The organism is Pseudomonas sp. Irchel 3E13 (assembly GCF_900187455.1).
GTDB lineage: Bacteria > Pseudomonadota > Gammaproteobacteria > Pseudomonadales > Pseudomonadaceae > Aquipseudomonas.
On the sequence record NZ_FYDX01000023.1, the window covers coordinates 52,755 to 76,577 of the forward strand.

Annotated in this window: 22 protein-coding genes; 11 read left to right on the plus strand and 11 right to left on the minus strand. The window is 64.5% G+C overall.

The window, feature by feature from the left end; translation table 11 throughout:
* Positions 1-323: 323 nt before the first annotated feature.
* Positions 324-1,496, plus strand: a complete 1,173-nt coding sequence (locus CKW37_RS29670; RefSeq protein ID WP_371864350.1) for a maltoporin — start codon at positions 324-326, stop codon at positions 1,494-1,496.
* 73 nt (positions 1,497-1,569) lie between these two features.
* Here CKW37_RS29670 and CKW37_RS29675 read toward each other — a convergent pair whose 3' ends face one another.
* Positions 1,570-2,475, minus strand: a complete 906-nt coding sequence (locus CKW37_RS29675) for an NAD-dependent epimerase/dehydratase family protein (RefSeq protein WP_095159666.1) — start codon at positions 2,473-2,475, stop codon at positions 1,570-1,572.
* A 219-nt stretch (positions 2,476-2,694) separates the two neighbouring features.
* Here CKW37_RS29675 and CKW37_RS29680 point away from each other — a divergent pair, with 219 nt between their 5' ends.
* Entirely contained in the window at positions 2,695-3,477 is a 783-nt protein-coding gene (locus tag CKW37_RS29680; protein ID WP_095159667.1) for an SDR family NAD(P)-dependent oxidoreductase, read from the plus strand.
* Here CKW37_RS29680 and CKW37_RS29685 read toward each other — a convergent pair whose 3' ends face one another.
* Positions 3,478-4,674, minus strand: coding sequence for an MFS transporter (locus tag CKW37_RS29685; protein WP_095159668.1), 1,197 nt, complete (start codon positions 4,672-4,674; stop codon positions 3,478-3,480).
* A gap of 564 nt (positions 4,675-5,238) precedes the next feature.
* Between CKW37_RS29685 and CKW37_RS29700 the strand changes: the two genes are divergently transcribed.
* The gene (locus CKW37_RS29700) at positions 5,239-5,445 is read left to right on the plus strand and encodes a hypothetical protein (RefSeq protein WP_095159670.1); all 207 of its coding nucleotides are present in this window, start codon (positions 5,239-5,241) and stop codon (positions 5,443-5,445) included.
* Positions 5,446-5,471: 26 nt separating this feature from the next.
* Here the strand turns inward: CKW37_RS29700 and CKW37_RS29705 are convergent, their stop codons facing one another.
* On the minus strand, positions 5,472-6,392 hold the full coding sequence (locus tag CKW37_RS29705; protein ID WP_095159671.1) for a LysR family transcriptional regulator: 921 nt from the start codon (positions 6,390-6,392) through the stop codon (positions 5,472-5,474).
* Positions 6,393-6,480: 88 nt separating this feature from the next.
* On the opposite strand from CKW37_RS29705, the gene CKW37_RS29710 reads away from it, so the two are divergent.
* Positions 6,481-6,927, plus strand: a complete 447-nt coding sequence (locus tag CKW37_RS29710; RefSeq protein WP_095159672.1) for a multidrug/biocide efflux PACE transporter — start codon at positions 6,481-6,483, stop codon at positions 6,925-6,927.
* 81 nt (positions 6,928-7,008) lie between these two features.
* Here the strand turns inward: CKW37_RS29710 and CKW37_RS29715 are convergent, their stop codons facing one another.
* The gene (locus CKW37_RS29715) at positions 7,009-7,500 is read right to left on the minus strand and encodes a MaoC family dehydratase (RefSeq protein ID WP_218241403.1); all 492 of its coding nucleotides are present in this window, start codon (positions 7,498-7,500) and stop codon (positions 7,009-7,011) included.
* 43 nt (positions 7,501-7,543) lie between these two features.
* On the opposite strand from CKW37_RS29715, the gene CKW37_RS29720 reads away from it, so the two are divergent.
* The 6 genes from CKW37_RS29720 (at position 7,544) to CKW37_RS29745 (ending at position 13,467) form a co-directional block, all read left to right on the plus strand.
* Positions 7,544-8,398 carry an AraC family transcriptional regulator gene (locus tag CKW37_RS29720; protein ID WP_095159673.1) on the plus strand — a complete coding sequence of 285 codons (855 nt, stop codon included), beginning with the start codon at positions 7,544-7,546 and terminating at the stop codon, positions 8,396-8,398.
* Between the two features lie 51 nt (positions 8,399-8,449).
* Positions 8,450-8,857, plus strand: coding sequence for a DUF2000 family protein (locus CKW37_RS29725; RefSeq protein WP_095159674.1), 408 nt, complete (start codon positions 8,450-8,452; stop codon positions 8,855-8,857).
* 10 nt (positions 8,858-8,867) lie between these two features.
* Positions 8,868-9,488, plus strand: a complete 621-nt coding sequence (locus CKW37_RS29730; RefSeq protein WP_095159675.1) for a LysE family translocator — start codon at positions 8,868-8,870, stop codon at positions 9,486-9,488.
* A gap of 85 nt (positions 9,489-9,573) precedes the next feature.
* A complete protein-coding gene (locus tag CKW37_RS29735; protein WP_095159676.1) occupies positions 9,574-10,107 on the plus strand; it encodes an RNA polymerase sigma factor in 534 nt (177 codons plus the stop codon).
* The gene (locus CKW37_RS29740; RefSeq protein ID WP_177454497.1) at positions 10,104-10,946 is read left to right on the plus strand and encodes a FecR family protein; all 843 of its coding nucleotides are present in this window, start codon (positions 10,104-10,106) and stop codon (positions 10,944-10,946) included. Before CKW37_RS29735 ends, CKW37_RS29740 begins: the two co-directional genes overlap by 4 nt.
* 100 nt (positions 10,947-11,046) lie before the next feature.
* Positions 11,047-13,467, plus strand: a complete 2,421-nt coding sequence (locus CKW37_RS29745; RefSeq protein ID WP_095159677.1) for a TonB-dependent siderophore receptor — start codon at positions 11,047-11,049, stop codon at positions 13,465-13,467.
* Between the two features lie 42 nt (positions 13,468-13,509).
* Here the strand turns inward: CKW37_RS29745 and CKW37_RS29750 are convergent, their stop codons facing one another.
* Complete coding sequence (locus CKW37_RS29750; protein WP_143502166.1) at positions 13,510-14,925, minus strand: hypothetical protein; 1,416 nt, start codon at positions 14,923-14,925, stop codon at positions 13,510-13,512.
* Positions 14,926-15,043: 118 nt separating this feature from the next.
* The gene (locus tag CKW37_RS29755) at positions 15,044-16,210 is read right to left on the minus strand and encodes a GGDEF domain-containing protein (protein WP_095159679.1); all 1,167 of its coding nucleotides are present in this window, start codon (positions 16,208-16,210) and stop codon (positions 15,044-15,046) included.
* A gap of 202 nt (positions 16,211-16,412) precedes the next feature.
* Between CKW37_RS29755 and CKW37_RS29760 the strand changes: the two genes are divergently transcribed.
* Positions 16,413-17,123, plus strand: coding sequence for a metallophosphoesterase (locus tag CKW37_RS29760; protein WP_095159680.1), 711 nt, complete (start codon positions 16,413-16,415; stop codon positions 17,121-17,123).
* 62 nt (positions 17,124-17,185) lie between these two features.
* Here CKW37_RS29760 and CKW37_RS29765 read toward each other — a convergent pair whose 3' ends face one another.
* The 5 genes from CKW37_RS29765 to CKW37_RS29785 all read right to left on the minus strand — a co-directional run bounded on the left by CKW37_RS29765 (position 17,186) and on the right by CKW37_RS29785 (position 23,750).
* The gene (locus CKW37_RS29765) at positions 17,186-18,421 is read right to left on the minus strand and encodes a saccharopine dehydrogenase family protein (RefSeq protein ID WP_095159681.1); all 1,236 of its coding nucleotides are present in this window, start codon (positions 18,419-18,421) and stop codon (positions 17,186-17,188) included.
* Positions 18,422-18,447: 26 nt separating this feature from the next.
* The gene (locus CKW37_RS29770) at positions 18,448-19,545 is read right to left on the minus strand and encodes a carboxynorspermidine decarboxylase (protein WP_095159682.1); all 1,098 of its coding nucleotides are present in this window, start codon (positions 19,543-19,545) and stop codon (positions 18,448-18,450) included.
* Between the two features lie 325 nt (positions 19,546-19,870).
* Positions 19,871-22,240, minus strand: a complete 2,370-nt coding sequence (locus CKW37_RS29775) for a TonB-dependent siderophore receptor (RefSeq protein WP_095159683.1) — start codon at positions 22,238-22,240, stop codon at positions 19,871-19,873.
* 77 nt (positions 22,241-22,317) lie between these two features.
* Positions 22,318-23,241, minus strand: a complete 924-nt coding sequence (locus CKW37_RS29780) for a FecR domain-containing protein (RefSeq protein WP_095159684.1) — start codon at positions 23,239-23,241, stop codon at positions 22,318-22,320.
* Complete coding sequence (locus CKW37_RS29785; RefSeq protein ID WP_095159685.1) at positions 23,238-23,750, minus strand: sigma-70 family RNA polymerase sigma factor; 513 nt, start codon at positions 23,748-23,750, stop codon at positions 23,238-23,240. Before CKW37_RS29785 ends, CKW37_RS29780 begins: the two co-directional genes overlap by 4 nt.
* Between the last annotated feature and the right edge of the window lie 73 nt (positions 23,751-23,823).

Here is a 23,823-nt window from a genome sequence, read left to right on the forward strand (position 1 = left end):
CCTCGGCGGGGCAGGCCACTGGCTTGTCCCGCCCCCTCCGGATCTCTTGCCCGACAACAATAATCAGAGAGCAAGCATGAACCTGACCCACCCTGATTGCCGCCGCCCCGGCGGCTGACGCTTCTCGCGACAACCCCACAGCAAACGACTCGCGCCGCGTTCTGGCGGCGGGTGAGTGCGCCTGTTTCCCGCGCGCTCGCCAGGGATGGCTGTCGCCCGCTGTTTCCGATCGCCCGCACAACAACGACAACAACGAGCGGAGCAAAACCATGAAGCGTATTTCCCTGAACCTGCTGGCCGGTGCGACCCTGGCCAGCCTGCTGATGCCCGTGCCGGCCAGCGCCCTGGAATTCACCGGCTACCTGCGCAGCGGCATTGGCGGCGCCGACGGCGGTGGCCCGCAACGCTGCTTCCAATTGCCCGGGGCGCCGTCCAAATACCGCCTGGGCAACGAATGCGAGCAGCTTGCCGAACTGCAACTGGCCCAGGACCTGATCAAGCCCGGCGACGGCTCGACCCTCGGCGTCGAAGGCATGGCCCAGTTGTTCAACGCCTATGGCCACGACCTGCAGTTTCGTGGCGAGCATGGCTACTCGCGGATGGTCCAGTTGTACGCGCAATGGCGCGACATGCCGGCCCTGAATGGCGGCTCGTTCTGGGCCGGGCGCCGCTACTACCGACGCAACGACATCCATATCTCCGACTACTTCTACTGGAACCAGAGCGCCACCGGCTTCGGCTTCGATGACGTGGGCATCGGCGACCTGAAATACAGCTACGTGTTCTCGCGCAAGGACAACCTGTTTCAGGAACCCTATATCAACCGGCATGACATAAATGTCGGCGGCTTCCAGAGCAATCCGGGCGGCGAGATCGAACTGGGCCTGAGCTACCTGCAACGCCCCGACAGCCACGACGGCCATACCGGTTGGTCGGTGGCGCTGCAGCACAAGCAAAAGGGTTTTCTCGGCGGCCTCAACACCTTCGCCGTGCAATACGGCCGCGGACCGGGCACCGCGCTGGGCTATACCGGCGACCCGACCCTGGACCGCGACAACCAGAGCTGGCGGGTGGTGGAGTATTTCGACTGGCAAGTGAAGCCGCGTTTTGGCGGGCAGTTCCAGGTGGTCTACCAGCAGGACAAGCGCCCGCGGGGTGACGACCAGAACTGGCTGTCCCTGGGTGTGCGCCCGGTGTATGCGCTGAGCGAGCAGTTCAAGCTGATCACCGAACTGGGCCGCGACCAGATCGACGCCCCGGGCGGCACCCGCACCCTGACCAAATTCACCGTGGCACCGGCCTGGTCACCCAAGGGCCCGGGCTTCTGGAAGCGGCCGGAGGTTCGTCTGTATTACACCTGGGCGCAGTGGAACGAAGCGGCGCAACGGGCGGCCAGCCAGATCGCGGCGGGCTCGGCGCTGTCCGACAGCGGGGCATTTGGCAGCGCGCTGCATGGCGGGAATTTCGGGGTGCAGGTGGAGTATTGGTGGAAGTGAGGTCGGCGTGGCCCCGTTGCCCTTGAAATTGAGCGCCGCACATGCGGCGCTCGATCTCAAGGACGCGGTGACCCTACCAAAGCACCTCGGTACTGCGCAGCCACTGGTGAATCGACTCCCGCCGCGGCTGCCAGCCCAGCAATTGCCGGGCATTCACCGCCCGCACCCGGCTGTTGGAGCCAATGGCGAAGCGTGCCCAGTCGCCCAGTTCGGCAATGGCGTCATCCGCCGGCCAGCTTTCGATTCGGCCTTCGCAGCCCAGCGCATGGCTGATCGACGTGGCGATCTCGATAAACGACGCCTCACCGTTCTCGGCAAAGAACAACGACGCCGACGGCGCTTTTTCCACCGCCAACCGGTACAGCTCGGCGAGGTCTTCGATATGCACGTTGGACCAGCGATGCACGCCAGCCCCAAGGTACGCACCCGCGCCGAACTGGCGTGATTTCGCCAGCAGTTTCGGCAGTTGGTCGCTGGCGGTCGGCAGGCCGAGGGCGTCGCCGTAGATCATGGTGGGGCAGAACACCACGGCGCGAATGCCGTCTTCCACGCCGGCGCGGCGGACTTGTTGGTTGATCGCCACGCGGTCGCGGCGGATGTCCATGGGCTCGAACGGCGTCTCGTCGGTGAAGATCGCCTCGCGTTCATAGGCGCCACGGGCATCGTCGCCGACCACGCTGGAACCGGAGGTGTGGATGAACGCCTTGCCGCTGCCGCGCAGGGCGTTGATGAAGGTCTCGACGCTGGCGAGGTGGTCGGAGTCGGCGGTGTGCACCACGGCGTCGGCGGCCTGCGCCTCGCGGGTGAGGATAAAGGCGTCGTCCAGGGTGCCGAGCACCGGGCGGATGCCCAGTGCCTGCAGGGCATCACGCTTGGCGGGGTCGCGAATCAGGCCGGTGACCTCGTGCCCGGCATCGGCCAGGTACTTGGCAACGGAACCGCCGATGTAGCCGGAGGCGCCGGTAATGAAGATTTTCATCGAAGACCTTTCTTGTTTGAGAGTGGAAGGAAGCGCGTTGAGCGCGACGCTAGGGTAGAAATCCGCCACCTTTCCCACCAGCCACTGACCGGGAACAACAGTTGTGAGGTCAAGTCGTAGCGGTTTTTGGCGAATTCTGTTTACGCGGGAAGTGAATACGCCCGGTGTGTCGATCCGTAATAGATTCGTGCCGATAACAACGACAAGAGGCGCGACACCATGGATTACCAACTGACCGGCAAGAACGTCCTGATCACCGGCGGTGCCACCGGCATCGGCAGGGCGATCGCCCAGTGCTTTCTCGCTGAAGGCGCCAGGGTGGTGATCAGCGGCCTGACCGAGGATCAGGTCGGCCAGGCCTGCCGGGAACTCGGCCCGAACTGCGCCGGCATGGCCGGCGACCTGACCCAGCCGGGTGTCGCCGACGACCTGGCCGACTTCGCCCGGCGCCAGGGCCGGGTGGACTACCTGATCAACTGCGTCGGCATCTTCGAGGTGCGGGATTTCTTCGAGACTGACGATGCCCAGTGGTTTCGCTATTTCGACGTCAACGTCATGACCGCGGTGCGCATGAGCCGCCTGTTGATGGCCGACATGCTGGCGGCGGGCGAGGGCTCGATCGTGTTCATCAGCAGCGAGTCGGGGGTCAAGCCGCAGCCGTGGATGGTTCACTACGGGGCGATGAAATCCTGCCTGCTCGGTGTTTCCCGTGCCTTGGCCGAACTGACCAAGGGCACGGCGGTGCGGGTCAACAGCATCCTGCCGGGGCCGACCAGCACCGACGCGGTGAAGCACTATCACGCGGAAATCGCCGAGGAAAAGGGCATCAGCCCGCAGCAGGTGGTGGCCGACTACTTCGACCAGACCGAACCCACCTCGCTGATCCGCCGCATGATCGAGCCCGAGGAAGTGGCCCGCAGCGTGCTGCACCTGGCCGCGTCGCCGGCCCTCAACGGCATGGCCATGCGTGTCGAGGGCGGGACCATTCGCAGCATTCTCTGATCAGCAGGCCTGCAGGCTGACCTGGCGGCGGCGCCACAGCAGCCACGCCAGCGGCAGGTGCACCAGCAGCGCGGCGGCGACCCCGGCCCAGGGCGTGAGGGCCAGTTGGCCGCTTTCCACCAGCAGGCTGCCGGCCCGTTCACCCAGGGTGATACCGAGGTTGAACGCGGAAATGTTCAGCCCCGAGGCGAAGTCCACGGCGCCCGGTGTGTGCAGGCGGGCGGTGGAAAGCATGCCGGTCTGGAACGCCGGGGTCATGCCGAAGGCGACCACGCCCCAGATGAACACCGTCACCACCATCAGCGACTTGTACGGCAGCGCCAGGGCCAGCGCCACCAGGGTCAGCGCCAGTGCCACGAACAACAGGCGGAGGCTGCGTTCCCAGCCGAGGCTGTCGGACATCCGGCCGCCCAGCAGGTTGCCGAGCATGGTCGCCACGCCGAACACCAGCAACAGGGCGCTGGCGCCGGTGGCCGAGAAGCCGGTGATGTCGGTGAGGATCGGGGTGATGAAGGTGAAAGCCGAGAAGCTGGCGCCGAAGCCGAGCACGGTGACCAGCATCATCGCCCAGATCGCCGGACTGCCCAGCGCGGCCAGTTGGCCCAGGGCATTGCCGGCGTTGCCGGCCGGTTGCCGGGGCAGCCAGGCGGCAGTGGCGAGCAGGGCCAGCAAGGCCAGCAGCGCCACGGCGTAGAACGGCAGGCGCCAGCCCAGGGCGTTACCGAGGTAGCTGCCCAGCGGGACACCAATCACCATCGCCAGGGTCAGGCCGGCGAACATCGCCGCGATCGCCTTGCTGGCCTGGCCTTCCCGGGCCAGGCTGGCGGCCACGGTAGCGCCGATGGCGAAGAAGCTGCCGTGGGCCAGGGCGGTGATGATCCGGCCGAACAGCAGCACCGGGTAATTGGGCGCCAGGGCCGACACCAGGTTGCCGGCCAGGAACACCGCGATCAGGCTCAACAGCACCGTCTTGCGGGGGAAGCGGCCAAGGCCGATGACGATGAATGGCGTGCCGATCGCCAGCGCCAGGGCGTAGAGCCCCACCAGGCTGCCGGCGCTGGCCAGGGAAATATCGAAGGCTGCCGAGATCGACGGCAGGATGCCGACGATGATGAATTCCGCCACGCCGATGGCGAAAGCGGTGATGGCGAGGGTGAGGATGCCGGGGTGCAATCCCGTGCTCGAGGTGGTGCGCATAGTGGTTCTCCGGGTTGGATCGCGAGAGGTGCAGCAAGCCGTCGCCGGGGTTCTGGTTTTTGTGGAGGCGTTGGGCGCGAGGGGCTGGACGTTGTGGTTATGGCCCCGGTGCAGCGCTCGGGCGCTGCGGTTCGTGGCGTCTACTCTGCGGCACGTGAGGCGGGCGGGGTATCCGGGCGGGCGGCACATCATTTGTGCCGTGGCGTCATGGGTGGTGATGGCGGGGCACAGGTAGGCCGTTATCACGGCGGGGAAGATCTTTTTTACCGTTCTTCGGCCTAATGAGCCTCTATTTATGACGTCTTGGAAAGTACGCCTCTTTTCGCTCATTCCCGTCCTGCTGGCGCTCGCCAGAATGGTCTCGGTGGGGGGGGGCGCCTCCTTGATTTCCAGCGTCGGCTTCACGCTTGGCTGGAGCCTCTACGGACTGCTGGGACTGTTACTCGGAGGCGTCTGCTGGGTGGCGGTGGGGCGGGGCGTCGCTGCGTCACCGGTTTCGCCGAGGCGAGAGCACTGAGCCGAGCGGGCTCGTTTCAGGCATCCCGTGGAAGAGGAGCATTCAGAATGAGCGAGACACTGCAGCAGGATCTCTACGGCCGCTTGTACCTTGGCAATCCGCCCCTGGTCAAAACCCGCGATTTCGAGGATATCGACGCCGCCACCAAATACAGGCCGCCCCGCGCCTTCGGCCTGTGGCCCCGTGGCTGGTTGGTGGGCGGTCGCAACGAGGACACAACCGTTGCAGCGCCAGCTCCCGCGAGAGCGCCGTAAGTGCATGCGGTAAATCAACGACCTGCTCAGCTCGCAGTGGCCGGCGGCGCAAACGGATTACCACACAGCCCGACCCCTTCCTGATGCGGCCAGGTCTCGACGAGGAAGTCCCGCACTGACTTGATCCGCGCACTTTCGCGCATCGAACGGTGGGTGCACAGCCAGACTTCGCGGTTCAGCTCGGGCACATCCATCACCAGTTCCAGACTGGGGGTCAGGCGGGCGGTGCGTTTTTCCACGATGCCGATGCCGCCACCGGCAATCACGCAGTCGTAGATCCCCAAGGTGTGATTGCAGCGCAGCCACGGCGCCGGCGCGCCGTCCAGACGTTCCCACCAGGCTTCCATGGTCTGGTCCATCCGTGATTCATCCAGGCCGACGAAATCCAGCTCGGCCCAGTTGCGCTCCGCCAGTGCCTCGCGCTTCTGCGCCGCGTAGCTGCTGGAGGCATACAGGGCGAATTCGATTTCCCCCAGCGGCTCGGCGATCAGGTCGGTGGCGTCCGGCCGGGCATAACGCAGCGACAGGTCGGCCTCGCGCCGGGTGAGGTTGACCGGGAACGGCGTGGTGAGGATTTCCATGCCCAGCAGCGGGTAACGGGTGCGGATCGGCGCGAGCAGGGCGGTCACCAGGAACGACAGCCATTCATCGGCATTGACCCGCACCGTGCCTTCCACGGTCTCCGGCGAATCGGCTTCGCGCAGCACTTCGTTGGCCGCGCCCTCCATCTGTTCCGCCCAGCCGACGATGCGCTGGCCAAAGGCGGTGGCGAAGCAGCCGGTCGAGGTGCGTTCGAGCAGTTGTCCGCCGAGTTGTTCTTCCAGCGCATCGAGGCGCCGCGACAGCGTGGCGGTGCTCAAGCGCAGGCGCTGGGCCGCGCGTTTCAGGTTGCCGCTGCGGACCACCGCCAGCAGCACATGCAGGTTGTCCCATTCCAGGCGTTTCATATATGCAACCGTACGTTATGAAGTTGGTGGTTGAGGTGCATAAATGTAGGTCATATGCTGGCCAGGTTCAAACGTCGGGAGATTAGAAATGCTGCAGAAAAAGACCCTGACCGAGCGCATCGTCCATGCGCTCGGCTTCGAATTCTTCGCCTTGTTGCTGTGTGCGCCGACCATCGCCCTGGTGATGGACAAACCGCTGATGAGCGCCGGCCTGTTGACCTTGGCGATCTCGGTCACGGCGACCCTGTGGAACATGCTGTACAACGTGCTGTTCGACCGGCTGCAGAACCGCGTCGGCTTCCAGCGCACACCGCTGATCCGCATGCTTCACGCCCTCGGTTTCGAAGGCGGGCTGATTCTGGCGGTGGTGCCGATGGCGGCGTGGTGGTTGTCCATCGGCCTGGTCGAGGCGTTCCTGATGGAAGTGGGCTTGCTGGTGTTCCTGCTGCCGTACACCTACCTGTACAACCTCGGGTTCGACAGGTTGCGCGAGCGTTATCTGGCGCGGCAGGTGGAGGTCGGCTTGAAGTGCTGAGGGCTCCGTGGAAGCGTGCGTGCTGGCGATTTTCGCGAGCAAGCTCGCTCCTACGGGATAGGTGGGTGGGCGGGTGGGGCATCAGCTTTTGAAGCACAGCACCTTTGACGTCAGCTTTTGCAACACCTCATCTCGCTGATTGCTGGTGATCGATTGCACTAGCACCATTCCTCGGTCCGGCTTCGATCGCGATGGATTGATCTCGAGAATGGTGCTGGTGACCTTGAGCACATCCCCCGGCCGGGTCGCCTGGGGCCAACTGATTTCCCCTCCGGCGCCAATCACGCCGCGGCCCAGCGGAAAGCTGGCGACCAGCAGTTTCATGGTCAGCGCCGCGGTGTGCCAGCCGCTGGCGGCAAGGCCCTGGAAGAAGGTGTCGCGTGCCGCCTCCGGGTCGGTATGGAAGGGCTGCGGATCGTACTGACGGGCAAAGCGGATGATCTCTTCGGCGTCCAGCGGATAGTGGTCGCTGACAAAAACATCGCCAACCGCCAGGTCATCCAGATAGATTGGTGGCTGGATTTTTCCTGCGTCCATTTTGTTTTCCTCTGACAGGGTCTGGTCGATGTTCATCGTCCAGACTCGCGGCCCGACATTCAACCCCTGACGAGTCTTTATGAGCGTTGATGCAAGCACTACCTCCGCCAGCGACTGGCTTCGCATGCGCCGCGACCAGGAGACCGGCATCGAGAGTGTGCACGCGCATTTCCAGGGTCACGCCTACGACCCCCACGACCACGACGAGATGCTGGTGGGCATCACCCAGCAGGGCGTGCAGCAGTTCAGTTGCAATCGTTCGCTGCATGTCAGCACGCCGGGGCGGGCGATGCTGATCGAGCCCGGCGCGGTTCACGACGGCCATGCGCCGGAGAAGGAAGGCTTCACCTACGCCATGCTTTACCTGCCGCAGTCCTACGTGTCGGGCATGACCGAGCGGCTTGGCCTGGGCGATGCCTCGGCGCTGCAGGCGGCGTTCCACCACACATTGACCGACGATGCGCAGTTGATCGGCGCGATCCAGCAGGCCTTCCTCGCCGTCCACCAGAACGAGGGCCGGCTGGCCCGCGACCAAGGCCTGGACCAGTTGCTCGCCAGGCTGTCCCGTCATCTGTACCTGAAGGCGCCGTCGCTGCGCCGCGATTCGCCGCTGGAGTTGCAGCGGGCCCGGGATTTTCTCCACGCGCAGATGGCCCACGACGTGAGCCTGGAAGAACTGGCGACCTATTCCGGCGTCGACCGTTTCCGCCTGACCCGGCAATTCAAGAAAGCCTTTGGCCAATCGCCCCACGCCTATCTGGTGCGCCTGCGCCTGCGCGCGGCGCGGGCGTTGCTGGCGCAGGGCATGGCGCCGGTGGAGGTGGCGGCCGAAGTGGGCTTCGCCGACCAGAGCCACCTGGGCGTGTGGTTTCGCCGGGCGTTCCGCATGACCCCGGCGGCTTATCGGAAACAGTGCACAAACCTTACAGACTGAACCTGCCTCCCACTCCGATCATGGCGCCTCAGCTTTGATCTGGAGTTCCCGATGTTCGATACCAAAGTCGCCATTGTCGTGCGCAATGACCTCGCCACCTGGCAGCGCCTGAATGTGGTCGCCTTCCTCTCCACCGGCATCGCCGCGGCGGCGCCGGAGGTCATGGGCCAGCCCTATGTCGATGCCGACGGCCGTCAGTACGGCAACCTGTTCGGCCAACCGATGATGATCTTCGAGGCCGATCTTGCCGGCCTGCAGAAAACCCACCGCGCCGGGCTGGAGCGGCAGTTGACGATGTCGCCGTACGTCTTCGCGATGTTCTCCACCGGCCATGACGCCGCCAACCGCGAAGTGTTCCTTGCCGAGGACCCCGCCAACCTGAATCTCGTGGGCCTGGCCCTGCGTGGGCCGAAGAAGGCCGTGGACAAGGCGATCAAGGGTCTTTCCCTGCACGGATGAGGGCGTTCAAATGAGCAGCACGACGTTATGGGCCTTCTGGGCGTTTTCGATGATTTTCGTGGTGATTCCCGGCCCGGACTGGGCCTACGCGATTGCCGCCGGTGTGCGCGGCCGGGGCGTGATGGCGGCGGTCTTCGGTTTGCTGGTGGGCTATCTGGCCCTGACCTTGGCGGTGGCCACCGGCTTTGCCGTGCTGGGCGCCAGCAGTTCGGCGTTCATCACCGGCCTGACGGTGGTCGGCGCCCTGTACTTGGGCTGGCTGGGGATTGGCCTGTTGCAGAACCCGCCGGTGCCACAGGCGGGCGCCAGCGATGCGGACGGTGTCAGCAGAACCGGGCAGTTTCTGCGCGGCACGCTGGTGAGCGGATTGAACCCCAAGGGCTTGTTGTTTTTCCTCGCCTTCGTGCCGCCCTGGACCAGTGCCCAGGCGAGCTGGAGCGTGCCGGTGCAGATCGCCGCGCTGGGCCTGGTCTACACCGCCAGTTGCGCGGTGGTGTACTCGATGGTCGGGTTGGGCGCGAGCGCCGCGCTGAAAACCCGGCCGGCGGCGGCGCGGATGATGGGGCGGCTGTCGGGCGGGGTGATGGTGGTGTTGGCGGTGGTGCTGGTGGGGGAGTTGTTCTGGGTGTGAGGCCAGCGTCGTCGCAATAACAGTCCTTGGCAATCAAATCGCCATGTCTATAATGCGACTCACTTTCATTCGCACACCTCCCGCCATGACCAAATCCTCGTCCAATCCCGAACTGATCGGCGCGCTGGCCCTGCATTACGACGACCTGGTGGCTTACATCCGGCGGCGCTTCCAGGGTTCCCAGTTCGCCCGCGAGGTGGTGCATGAGGTGTGCGTGCAATTGCTGGAGAAGCCCCCGCAGCAACCGGTGAAGCTGCCGTTCGCCTTTCTGCGCAAGGTGTCCTTCAACAAGGCCATCGATCGCCGTCGGGCGGACAGCACCCGCAACACCTGGATCGACTTCACCCCGGACGTTCCCGACTGGTATGTCCACGACCTGGACGGCGCCGCCAGCCTGGATTTCGAGCAGCAACTGCACGCCCTGCTGGCGATCATCGACGCGCTGCCGGCGCGGGCGCGGCAGGTATTTCTGCTGCACCGCATCCACGGCATGGCGCAACGGGAGATCGCCGCCGAACTGGGTATTTCCCTGAACATGGTCACCCAGCATTTCGCCCGGGCCATGCAGGCCATCGTGCGTGACTGGGAACCGGCACGCCGGGCGCTGGTGACGAAATGAAGCCCGGCGACCCCCCCGAACAGATTCCGGACGCCGACCCGCTGGCGCCTTTCGAGCAAGCGCTGCGCAACCGTGTGCCGTCCCGCGAGGCCCTGTTGGCCGAGGCGAAGGCGCAGACTGTGCGTCAGCGCCGACGCAAGCAAACGCTGGGCGGCGGCCTGTCGTTGCTGCTGCTGGCCGGCGGTTTGTGGCTGCTCGATCCGGCGTTGTACAGCGATGACCTCCGCACCCCGGTGGGCACGCGGGACAGCGTGCAATTGGCCGATGGCAGCGCGATCAGGCTCAACAGCGCCACCCACCTGCGCATCGAGCATCGCCTGCGCAGTCGCCAGTTCGAACTGCTGGAAGGCGAGGCCACCTTCACCGTGGTCCACGGCCCGCAGCCGTTCATCGTCCGCAGCCAGGGTGTTGCGGTGCGCGATATCGGTACGGTGTTCAACGTACGCAGCGACAGCCGCGGCGTCGCGGTCGCGGTGATCGAAGGCGAGGTGGAAGTGTCCGCCAAGGACGCTGCGCCGCGCCGTGTCCACGGTGGGCAACAGTGGCTGGCGAGCGCTGCGCAAGCGGGGTCGCTCAGCGCCATCGACCCGGGCCGGGCCATCGCCTGGCAGCAGGGCAAGCTGCGTTTCGATGGCACGCCGCTGCGCGAGGTGATCGCCGACCTGCAACGCTACCGCCAGGCGCCGATTCGCCTGGTCGATCCACGGCTTGGCCAGTTGCGGGTTTCCGGCGAGTTCGACAGCGACGCGGTGGAACCGCTGTTGGACCTGCTGCCGTCGATCCTGCCGATCAGTGTCAGCCGCGCGGCCGATGGCAGCGTGTCGATCAAGGCTCGCTAACGGAAAAGAGAATATTTTTCATTTCAGACCTCAACATGTGCCGGTGCTCATTCGCCATTCCCTGTGAACGTCACTTTTGATCGTGTCATTGGGGAGTCACATGAGCACCAATCCATCTTCGCGCCGCTCGCGGCTGAGCCGTCTGTCGCTGCTCACCGCAGGCATTACCCTGTCTTGCGCGCTGCACGCCCAGGATGCCCGCCACGCCGTGAACCTGCCGCCACAACCCCTGGACCAGGCGCTGAACGCCCTGGCCGGACAGACCGGCGCGCGTATCCTGTTCGCCACCGACAGCGCCGAGGGCCTGCAGGCGCCCGGCCTGAGCGGTGAGTTGAGCGTGGAACAGGCGCTGCAACGGCTGCTGCGCGGCACCCGGCTGAAGATCCAGACGTCTGGCGACGGCAGTTATCTGGTGTCCGCTCCGGCGCCCGCCAACAGCAGCGCGGTGGAACTGGGCGCCACCAGCGTCAACGCCAGCGGCCTCGGCGCCACCAGCGAGAACACCGGTTCCTACACCACCGGCAGCATGAGCAGCGGCACCAAGCTCAATTTGTCGCCACGGGAAACGCCGCAGTCGGTCAGCGTGGTCTCGCGCCAGCGCATGGACGACCAGGCCATGACCACCTTGGGCGACGCGGTGAAATACACCCCGGGCCTGACCCTCACCAAGTGGGGCGGCGAGCGCGAGCGCTTCAACTCCCGTGGCTTCCAACTCAACAACCTGATGGTCGACGGCATTCCAGTGCAGTACGAGGAAGGCAGCCTGTCCACCGGCCTGCTGTCGATGTACGACCGGGTCGAAGTGGTGCGCGGCGCGGCGGGCCTGATGGAGGGCGCCGGTTCGCCGGGCGGCTCGATCAACCTGATCCGCAAGCGTCCCACCGATACCTTCCAGGGTTCCATCACCGCCGGCGCCGGCAGTTGGGACAACTACCGCACCGAGCTGGACCTGAGCGGTCCGTTGAACAGCAGCGGCAGCCTGCGCGGGCGCACCGTGGTGTCGTTCCAGGACAAGCACTCGTTCATCGACGACTACAAAACCCAGCGCAATCTGGTCTACGGCGTGCTCGAAGCCGACCTGAGCGAGGACACCCGGGTGAGCCTCGGCGCCAGTTGGAGCCAGGACAACAACCCCGGCGCCGACTGGAACGGTCGCGGCACCCAGCCGGACGGCCGCTTTCTCGACATTTCCCGCTCCAGCCGCATGAGCCCGAGCTGGTCGTACTGGGACAAGGAGAGCACCAGCGTCTTCGCCGACATCACCCACCGCTTCGCCGACGACTGGACCGCCAAGCTGGCCGCCACCGCAGTGAAGAGCGAAATGGACATGCTCGGCACCTACCTCTATCGCCCGGATGAAGCGTCGCGGGTGATGGGTTTCGGCGTCGGCGCCTACCACTACGAAAACACCCAGACCAGCCTCGACGGCTATGTCAGCGGACCGTTCAGCCTGTTCGGTCGCACCCACGAACTGGTGGTCGGCGGCAGTTACCGCCAGCAGGATATCGATGACGGCCCTGGTGGCTGGCCGCTCGGATTCGAATACGAATTCGACCCGCTGGCCTTCGATGGCAAAGCGGTGCCCAAACCGCAAACCGTCAGGGCCTGGTCCCGCGATGGCCAGATCGACCAGTCCAGCGCCTACGTCACCGCGCGGTTCAGCCTGACCGAGCAACTGAAGATGGCGTTGGGCGGGCGGCTGGACTGGTACGAATACCAGGTCACCACGCACTCCGGCACCTGGACCGGCAATGACGGCTACAAAGCCACCCGCGAGTTCACGCCGTACCTGGGTTTCACCTACGACCTCAACGACACCTACACCGCCTATGCCAGTTGGACGCGCATCTTCAACCCGCAGAACTACGCGCTGGCCAGCGGCGGCCTGCTTGATCCGCAGAAAGGCAGCAACTACGAGATCGGCCTCAAGGGCGAATATTTCGACGGCCGCCTGAACGCCAGCGTCGCGCTGTTCCAGATCGACCTGGAGAACCTGCCGATGCAACTGGACAGCGGCCTGTGCCCTGACCAACCGTCCGGTTGCTACGCCGCCTCCGGCGAGGTGCGCAGCCGCGGCGTCGAGCTCGAAGTGAGCGGTGAAGTGCTGCCGGACTGGCAGGTGTCCGCCGGCTACACCTACAACGACGCCCGCCACATGAAGGCCTCGCAGTTCGCGCCGATCGGCACCGCCTCCAGCGCCGATCGCTACGCCACCAACTTGCCGCTGAACCTGTTCAAGCTGGCCACCAGCTACCGCCTGCCCGGTGACCTGAACCGCTGGCGCGTCGGCGGTGGGTTGCATGTGCAGAGCGACATCTACACCAGCGACGGCATTGACCAGGGCGGCTACGCAGTCACCGACCTGTTCGCCAGCTACGACGTCGATGACCACCTCACGGTCAGCGTCAACGCCAACAACGTGTTCGACCGTGATTACTACTACAGCCTCATCACCACCACCGGCGGCAACTTTGTCGGTGATCCGCGCAACTACCTGTTGACGGCGAAGTACCGCTTCTGAGGAGGGTTGTCGGCGTTGTGCGGCCTCGGCTGCACAACGTCGTCAGCGAATCTGCTCGCCAAAGGTCAGGTCGAAATTGCGTCCGACCGTGCCCTTGAAGACCCGGCCGTCATCCAGGTGCACGATCACCGGGCCGTTGATACGGCCATCCTTGATATCGCCTTCCACCTGACCACCCTCGAAGCGCCAGAGACCGCTGCCGGCCACTGGCACCCAGTCGTCCCGGTCGCGCTTGTGCTCCAGGTATTTCATGGAGGACTTGTTGGAATACACGGCGAGGAACCGCACGCGCTCGTCCGCCGACAGGTTGATCACCGAGTCGTAGCCGTTGTCGTTCGGCACATAGGCCGCCACCGTATGGTCGCGCTTGGCGTCGAAGGCGTAGAAGCTGCGGTTGGTGACCAGGGTGCACAGCGCGGGGGTGCAACTGAAGGTGTAGGCGAGTCCGTCGTCCTTGCGACTCGGCACCGAGAAGGAACTGGCGGTGGCGGCGATGGCGTAGCTGTCGACCCAGTGCAGTTCGAGGACTTTCTCGAACGTCTGGCGGGCATCCAGTCTGCTGAAATCAGTGCCGGTCTTCTGGCCGATCGCCCGGTTCAGGTATCGGGCCAGTTCGGCTTGATCGTTGGGGGCGAAGAGGAAGGTCGGCTTGGAATAGGGGTAGTTGCCGGACAGATACTCGGCCAGCACCAGGCCCTGGGTCGCCAACACCAGGCGGTTCATGCTGGTCGAGGTGTCGCGAGGCAGGATGCGGGTCAACGAGCCGCCGTTGCGGCCGCAGTAGAACAACTGATTCCACATGCCCATGGCCGCGCCGACCGCCCGCAGGTTGGCGACGGTGGACTGGCCTGGCGCGGGAGCGTCCTCGGCGAGCATGTTGAGCACGAAGCTCTTCACCAGTTGCGGCGAGTACTGGTCGTAGATCGCCTTGGTCAGCGCGAAGTCTTTCTTCTGCGGCGACTTGAACATCGCGCAGACATAGTCCTTGTGGGCAATGATGCTGGCCGGGAAGCGGCTGAAACCGAAGTTGACGAAATCATCGAGCGAGGGCGCGGCGCGGTAGCCGATGTCGGTTGCATTGCGGTCGATTTCAGGGTGGGTATGGATGATCCCGGACAGGGAGGACTGTGGGCATGAACTCAGGTACTCGCCCATGTCGATGGAGAATTGCTGGCCCTTGAAAATCTGGCTCAGGCTGACCTCATTGCCGCTCTTGAACAGGCAACTGCCGCGTTCCCTGCCGTCGCTCTGGGTCTGCGCGGTCATTTCGCGGATTTGCCGGTAGACCGCCTCGGGGAGGAGGATCGCCGTTGGCGGGTTGTCGATCTTGCCGACATGGCTTGGCCAGCTCAGCAGTGCCAGGGCATCGCTGCTTTCACTGGCGGCTGCCGTGCTGGGCAGGGCAATCGCCAGGCTCAATACGCAGAGAAGTCGAGCCAGGCGTGCAGGATGGAGCATGCGGGGTTCTCTGCTGGAAATGAACGAACGGGATTTTTCGATAATAGACGAGCCGCTGCGCAGGAGCTGGCTTCTGGCCATGTAGTCGACGGATTGCAGGCCCCGAACAGCGCTCACATCAACAAAGCTGCGCCTCACCCTCGGTGCAATCCACCAGTCGAATGCTGTCCCGCCCACCGCGCTTGGACTCGTACAGCGCCGCATCACTCTGGTCGATCAGCGCCGCGAGGTTTTCCGGTGGGTGCTGGAACAGGTTGGCGCCGATGCTCAGGGTCACCGCTTCGGGGGTGACGAAGGCTTTGGCGGTGGTGTGGAATTGCTCGCGCAACACGCTGCCCAACCCGACGATGCGCTCACGCGAGGCATTGCCCAGAAGGATGACGAACTCGTCGCCGCCCAGCCGCGCCGCCAGGGCATCCTGCGGCAAGGCCGAGCGGATCATTTCGCTCAGCGCCACCAGCAGGCGGTCGCCGGCGGAGTGGCCGTACAGGTCGTTGACCAGTTTGAAGTTGTCGATGTCGATCAGCAGCAGGGCGCCGGGGCGCGCGGCGGACACCTCGCTGAGCAGGCGCGGCGCGCGCATTTCCAGGGCGCGGCGGTTGTACAGGGCGGTCAGCGGGTCGCGGGCGGCCAGGCGGGCGATGCGTTGTTCGCGGCGGTAGCGTTCGCTGCCGGTCATCGACAGGGCGATCAGCATGATCGCCATCGCGCCCTCGACCAGGGACACCTGGATGATCTCGCCACGGAAGGAGGCGAGGTCGATCAGCGTGCCGGGCACGATCGCCAGGCCAGCCTTGATGAAATAGAACAGGCCATGGATCAGCATCACGTAACGCAATTGCACCGCGCCGATGCTCAGGGACTTGCCGTGAGGACGCAGCAGCAGGCTGGCCCGCAAGGCCAGCAGACCGACCAGGGCCGAGTTGGCGAGCATCATCAGCTTCGACCAGGCCTGGCTTTCCGGCAGCGCCAACAGCGCCAGCCAGGTGGCGAAGATCAGGTACCACGCGCGGGAAAGCCGGGTGTCGGTGAAGCGCGACACGCCCAGCAGAAAAAACCAGTGGGCGAGCACCAGCAGGCCGTTGGCGAACCAGATGCCGATCAGCAGAAAACCGTTGCTGCGCAGCAGCGACAGGGTGCAGCCGATGGTGATGGTGGCGAATCCCGCGCTCCAGAACAGCAGTGAAGATTCGCGCACGCTGCGCCATTCGATCGCCAGGTAAAGTGCGGCCGAGGCGGCGAGTACGGTGGTGAGTACCAGCAGGGTAGGTGGGTCGAGCGCCATGGATGGACTGGCCTTGTTGTTCTGCCTGAAAGACGGCGATTGTAAGGGGTTGAAACGATTTTTCAGAGCATTTCCCGTGTTTCCCGTTACGCGTGTAAGCCAAGGGCTTTGCTGTGCGGGGTTGCCGGGACCTTGGCACTTGGCTGTCTACCCACGGCTAGTGAATACTCGCGGGCGACAACCCACATGAAGCAGTGAGTGAATGGAAAGATCAGCAAGCGTCGAAGGAGCGATCTGGTTTCTGGGGGATGTGCACGGCCGCTTCGAGCATGTCATCCGGCTTGTGAAGCTGCACCGCCCCGAAGCTGTGGTTTTCCTCGGGGACCTCGAGTGCGATTTGCCCTTGGACATGATCCTTCGCCCAATCCTCGATCTGACGGAGATCTGGTTCATCCATGGCAACCACGACAGCGACAGGCCCGCGTTCTGGCACAACCTGCACGGCAACAGCCTGGCGGAGCGCAACCTGCACGGTCGGGTCGCCGAGATTGCGGGCCTGCGCATCGCCGGCCTTGGAGGAACGTTCGAGTCCGCGGTATGGCGTCCGGGTGATCCGGAAACGGGCGTGCAGAACTATCAGGACTATCTCCAACGGCTGGCGCTTCGACCGCAGCACGCAGACATCGTGGCGACCAAGAAGCAGCAGGCCCTCTCGGCGATTTACCCTGACGACTACTTTGCCCTGGCGATGGAGAAGGCCGACCTCCTGGTTTGTCACGAGGCGCCAGACTGCCATCCCTACGGCTACCTGGAAATCAACGAACTGGCCTTGGCCCTTGGCGCGAAGCAGGTCGTTCATGGTCATCACCACGACAGCCTGGATTACCGGGCCGAATGGAGCCGGATGGGGTTTGCAGCCCACGGCGTTGCGTTCCGCGCGGTGATGGATTTGAACGGAAAGATCATCAGTTAGTCTGCCCAACAACAACGAAGGGCGCCGCAATGGCGCCCTTCGTGTTCAGCGGTCAGACCGGATCACGCCCAGGGGCGGTCGCCGTTCTCGTCCTTGACGCGGGTCGGCAGACCCATTTCGTCGAGGGCGTGGAGGAACGGCTCAGCCGGCAGTTCCTCGACGTTGACCATGCGCTGCACGTCCCACTGACCACGGGCTACCAGCAGGGCCGCAGCCACTGGCGGAACACCTGCGGTGTAGGAAATGCCCTGGCTGTCGGTCTCGGCGTAGGCTTCTTCGTGGTCAGCCACGTTGTAGATGAAGACTTCGCGCGGTTGACCGTCCTTGGTGCCCTTGACCAGGTCGCCGATGCAGGTCTTGCCGGTGTAGCCCGGCGCCAGCGAGGACGGATCCGGCAGCACGGCCTTGACCAGTTTCAGCGGCACGACTTCCAGGCCTTCAGCGGTTTTCACCGGTTGCTCGGAGAGCAGGCCGAGGTTGCGCAGCACGGTGAAGACATTGATGTAGTGCTCACCGAAGCTCATCCAGAAACGCACGTTGGGCACGTCGAGGTTCTTCGACAGCGAGTGCACTTCGTCGTGGCCGGTCAGGTACAGGTTTTGCGAGCCCACGACCGGCAGGTCGTCGGTGCGCTTCACTTCGAACATGGTGTTGCTGGTCCACTGGCTGTTCTGCCAGCTCCACACCTGTCCGGTGAACTCGCGGAAGTTGATTTCCGGGTCGAAGTTGGTGGCGAAATATTTGCCATGGGAACCGGCATTGACGTCGAGGATGTCGATCGAATCAATGCGGTCGAAATACTGTTGTTTGGCCAGTGCCGCATAGGCGTTGACCACACCCGGGTCGAAGCCCACGCCGAGAATGGCGGTGATGTTCTTCTGCTGGCACTCTTCGAGGTGTTTCCACTCGTAGTTGCCGTACCACGGCGGTGTCTCGCAGATCTTGCCCGGTTCTTCGTGGATGGCGGTGTCCAGGTAGGCCACGCCGGTATCGATGCAGGCACGCAGCACCGACATGTTGAGGAACGCGGAGCCGACGTTGATCACGATCTGCGATTCGGTCTCGCGGATCAGTGCCTTGGTCGCTTCGACATCCAGGGCGTTCAGTGCGAAAGCCTTGATGTCGGCGGGCTGTTTCAGGCTGCCCTTGGCCTTGACGCTATCGATGATGGCCTGGCATTTGGAGATGTTGCGCGACGCGATGGCAATACGACCAAGTTCATCGTTATGCTGCGCGCACTTGTGGGCCACCACCTTGGCGACACCTCCTGCACCAATGATAAGAACGTTCTTCTTCAATTCTCTATCTCTCCTTATCTGCCAGCTCAGGAAAGGCTGGACAGGTAGTCTTCGAAACCAAACTCACGAACCAGCTCAACGCTACCGTCAAGTTGTTTCACTACGATGGACGGCATTTTCAGGCCGTTGAACCAGTTTTTCTTGACCATGGTGTAACCCGCGGCGTCGACGAACGACAGCCGATCGCCGATGGCCAGCGGACGATCAAATTGGTACTCACCGAAGATGTCTCCGGCCAGGCAGGATTTGCCGCACACCATGAAGGTGTGCTCGCCCTGGCTTGGCGCCAGCTTGGCGTTGAGGCGGTAGATCAGCAGGTCGAGCATGTGCGCTTCGATCGAGCTGTCGACCACGGCCAGGTGCTTGCCGTTGTAGAGGGTGTCGAGGACGGTGACTTCCAGCGAGGCACTTTGGGTGATCGCCGCTTCGCCTGGCTCGAGGTAGACCTGCACGCCGTAGGTTTCCGAGAACGACTTGAGGCGTTCGCAGAAGGCGTCCAGCGCGTAGCCTTCACCGGTGAAGTGGATGCCGCCGCCGAGGCTGACCCATTCGACCTTGTGCAGCAGGTGGCCGAAGCGTTCCTCGATGGTGCCGAGCATCTTGTCGAACAGGCTGAAGTCGCCGTTCTCGCAGTTGTTGTGGAACATGAAGCCGGAGATCTGCTCGATCACCGCCTCGACCTTGACCGGGTCCCATTCGCCGAGGCGGCTGAATGGACGCGCCGGGTCGGCCAGCAGGTAGTCCGAGCTGCTCACCTGCGGGTTGACCCGCAGACCGCGGACCTTGCCTTCGGAGGCGTCGGCGAAACGCTGCAACTGGCTGATCGAGTTGAAGATGATCTTGTCGCAGTTATCGAGCATTTCCTCGATCTCGTCGTCGGCCCAGGCCACGCTGTAGGCGTGGGTCTCGCCGGCGAACTTCTGCCGGCCGAGCTTGAGCTCGTAGAGCGAGGACGAGGTGGTGCCGTCCATGTATTGCTGCATCAGGTCGAACACCGACCAGGTGGCGAAGCACTTGAGTGCCAACAGGGCCTTGGCCCCGGATTTTTCGCGCACGTAGGCAATCTTTTCCATATTGCCCAGCAGCTTTTGTTTGTCGATGAGGTAGTACGGTGTCTTGATCACTACGAGGCTCCGGGAAGGCCGGCCAAAAAAAGATCCGCATTGTGCCCGTACTCGATACATATCGAAAGGGCGGAACGCGGATTTAGCTGAGTCAATGGGTTGGGCGCACGCCGTGCTGGCGTTTGGCTGGCCAACCTGTTGCTGGATGTTACGCGATGTTGGGGGCGGCTGGTGTTGGATCGGATGAAGGCCACCCTGTGCATGGGGTGGTTTTGTTGGTGCCGCCTCGCGAGCAAGCTCGCTCCTACAGGGGGCGTTCGTTCGTTCTGTAGGAGCGAGCTTGTCGGGGCGCCGAACCGTCGCGATGCCGTCCGGTTGCTGCAAATCAATACTGATAGCGAAGTGTGACCGCGAAGTTACGAGGGTCCCCATAGAACAATCCGCCCCAGTCATTGGAGGTCGGCAGCGACTGGTAGTAGGTCTTGTCCAGTGCGTTGTTCAGGTTGTACTGCACGCTCAACTGGCGGTTGATCTGGTAGTTGGCGTGCAGGTTGAGCAGGGCGTAGCCGCTTTGTTCGATGTCGTAGGCCGCGGCGCTGGTGGAGGTGCGGCTCTGGGCATAGACGTCGCCACCCACGCGCCACTGGTCGAGCACACCCGGCAGGCGGTAGTCGCTGGACACCTTGAGCAGGCGACGCGGGATGCGCGTGTAGTAGTCGTTGCCCTTGTTGTTGCCGGCGACGTATTGCGGATCGCTGTAGGTGTAGCCGGCACTCAGGTTCCAGCCTTCCAGCGGCTGACCGGACACTTCGATCTCGAACCCGCGGTTACGCACCTTGCCGCCTTCTTCATAGCAGGTGCTGGTGCCGGTCACGCCGCAGATCCGCGCCCCGGCGATGGACTCGGGCATGTTCATCAGGTCGGTCTGGAACAGCGCCAGCGAGGTGTTGAGCGCGCCGTCGAAGTACTCGCCCTTGATGCCCACTTCGTAGTTTTCCCCTTCCACCGGTTCCAGCAGACGGTTGCCGGTGCCGTAGTAACTCTGGGTCTTGTAGATCTCGGTGTAGCTGGCGTAGAGGCTGTGATGGCGGTCGAGGTCGTAGACCAGGCCCGCGTACGGCACGGCGCGGCCGTTTTCCCGGTAGCGGTCGTTGGTGGCCGGGCTGCTGACCTTGTAGTCCGACCAGCTCAGGCGCGTGCCGACGATCAGGCTCAGGTCGTCGCTCAGGCTGAAGCGGGTGGCGCCGTACAGGCCGCGTTCCTGGCGCACGTAGTTGTAGTCGGACTGGGTGGCGTTGAGCACCGGGGCGGGAATGGCGCCGTGGTCGAAGTCGTTGATGTTGATGGTCGGCGTGTTGCGGGCTGTGCGAGTGCCCACGTCGAAATCATCCTTGCGGGTGTTGGCGCCGAGCATCAGTTGATGCTCGCGACCGAACAGGTTGAAGGGCCCGGTGGCGTAGAGGTCCATGCCCAACTGGCGGTCTTCGTAGTCGGCCTGGGAAACCACCAGGCGGTAGTTGTCGCCGCTGACCCGCGCCGGGTACGAGGACAGAAACTGTGCGTCGGACCAGACCGCGTTGAGCGCCAGGGTCAGGTCCCAGCCATTGGCGAAGTGATGCTTGAGGTCGCTGAACAGCACCCGGTTGTTGCGGTCCAGGTGGGCCCAGTTGCCGGCCAGCGAGGTCGAGCGCGAGAGTGGGTAGAACGAACCGTCGGCGCGGGTGTTGAAACCGCCCCAGTCGTAGCCGTTGTTGTTGTCCTGCTGTAGGGTCATGCCGAGGCTCCAGACGGTGCTGTCGCTCAGGTCCATTTCACCGATCAGGTAGAGCAGTTGGTTGTCCTTGCCGGCGCCGTCGCGGTAGCTGTCGGCACTGTTGTAGTAGGCGACGGCGCGACCGCGCAGGTGGCCACCGTCGTCCAGCGGGCCGGACACGTCCACCTGGCCGCGGTAGTTGTCCCAGGACCCTGCGCCCAGTTCGGCGCCGAGGCGGAAGTCGGCGGTGGGGCGCTTGCGCACCAGGTTGATCGCCGCCGACGGGTTGCCGGTGCCCTGCATCAGGCCGTTGGCGCCGCGCACCACTTCGACCCGGTCGTAGAGCGCCATGTTGGCGGTGGACATGACGTCCATCGAGTAGTTTTCCGAGATGTTGCTCGGGATGCCGTCGAACTGCAGGTCGTTGACCTCGAAGCCGCGGGCGTAATAGGTCGAACGGTCGGTGCCGAGCTTGGTGTAGGTGATGCCGGTGGTGGTGCGCGCCACGTCGTCGAGGCTTTGCAGGTTCTGGTCATCCATGCGCTGACGGGTGATCACCGAAACCGACTGCGGCGTCTCGCGGGGCGTCAGGGCCATTTTCGTGGCGGTGCGCGCCGGGCCGTTGAGGTAGGCGTGGGAACCTTCGCTGGCCTCTGTCGCGCCGAGGCCGTTGACGTTGGTGGCGTCCAGTTCCAGGGCGCTGTCGTCGGCCCGACGGATCACCAGGGTGTTGCCTTGCTGGCGGAAGTTCAGGCCGCTGCCCTGGAGCAGTTGCGCCAGGGCGCCGAGCGGTTCGAGCCGGCCGCGCACGGCGGGGGCCAGGCTGTCGGGGATGATGCTGTTGTCCACCGCCAGGGTCAGTTGCGCGGTTTCCGCCAGTTGGCGCAGCGACGTGGCCAGCGGCTGGCGCGGCAAGTCGATATCCATCGGTGTAGCCCAGGCCTGGCCGGCGATGCTCAGGGCGACGGCCAGCGCCAGGGTTCTCAAGGTTGCGTGGGGCATGGAAGGTCTCATGTCAGTGTTGGATACCCACTGACGGAGGGGCGGGTGAAATCCCTGATGTGCCGTTGCAAAAAAATTTACAGCGCCCGCAGCCAGGTCACGTCCTCGGCGTGGCTGACCTCGATGGGCGCGATGGACGGCAATGCCTGGAGGAAGCCTTCGATGTCGTCCAGTTGCACCACCGCGTTGATCGCCGGCCGGCCTTTGCCGGGGCGCACGCGTACCGGTTGGCGGCGATAGCGCGACAGGCTGCTGGCGATTTCCTCGACGCTGGCCTGCTCCAGCACCAGCCGGCCCTGGGCGAAGGCGAACGCGTTGCTGGCGGTGATCGGCAGCAGCGTCGGCCCGCGGTCGAGCAGGGTGCTGGCGACCTGGCCGGCCTTCAGCACCAGCGCGCCTTGCGCGTTGTCGACCCGCACCGAGCCGCGCTCGACGCTGACGCGCAACTCCCGTGCATCCCGCGCCACCACGAAGCGCGTGCCCAGTACGCTGACGCGAGCGAGCCCGGCGTCCACTGCGAAGGTGCGCGCGGCCTCGTGGGCAACATCGAAAATCGCCTGGCCCTGCAGCAGCCAGACCTGACGTCGGCCCTGGTCGAACTGCACGCGCAGGCGGGTATCGGCATCCAGGTACAGCTCGCTGCCGTCGGGCAGGCGCTCGCGACGGCGCTCGCCGATTACCGTGACATAGGTCTGCTCGAATTCGCCGCGCCCGCCGAACAGGCGCCAGGTCAGGCCGACCGCCAGCAACCCCAGCAGGCCCAAGGCCCCGCGACGCAACACCGTGCGCCGACCGTGCTGACGCTCCAGCTCCCCGGCCAGCGCCTGGGTGCTGGCGGTGGAAGAAAAGTCGCCCCACAGGTCGCAGAACGCCTGGTACTCGGCGGCATGTCGCGGGTCGGCGTCGAGCCACTGGCGCAAGCGCTGGCGCTCAGGGTGATCGTCCGGCAGGTGCATCAGCCGGGTGAACCAACGGGCGGCCTGTTCGCGAACGCTGCTCATGGCATCAGCCTCTCGCGGGCGGCACGCAGGTCGAGCAGGGCGCGGATCAAGTGACGTTCGACGGCGCTGAGGCTGATGCCGAGCATGCGCGCGATGTCCGGTTGGCGATGGCCTTCGATTCGTGCCAGCCAGAACACCTCGCGGCAGCGGGCGGGCAGGCAATTGATGACCCGTTGCAGAGCTTCAAGGCGCTGCTGCATGTCGGCCAGGTGTTCGGCGGACGGGGCAAAGTGCTCGCCGTCGGACTCGTAGGCCGCAGCCAGGCCCTCGGATTCGTCCAGCGAGCAGAAACGCCCGCTCACCCGGAAATGGTCGATCAACACCGTCTGCGCGACGCGGCGCAGGTAAGCGTTGGGTTGGTCGATGCGGGTCTGGCGGTCGGCCAGCAGGTAGCGGATGAACGCGTCATGCAGCACGTCATAGGCCAGTTGCATGCAACCGGTCCGCCGCCCGAGGCTCAGCAGCAGATCGGTATAGGCCCAGCGCAGATCGATTCGATTCCAGTTCATGCTGCCCGACAATCCCCACAGCCCGCCGGGGCTCCGGCGGGTGACGGGAGGATAATGATCCGACAGGCTTTGC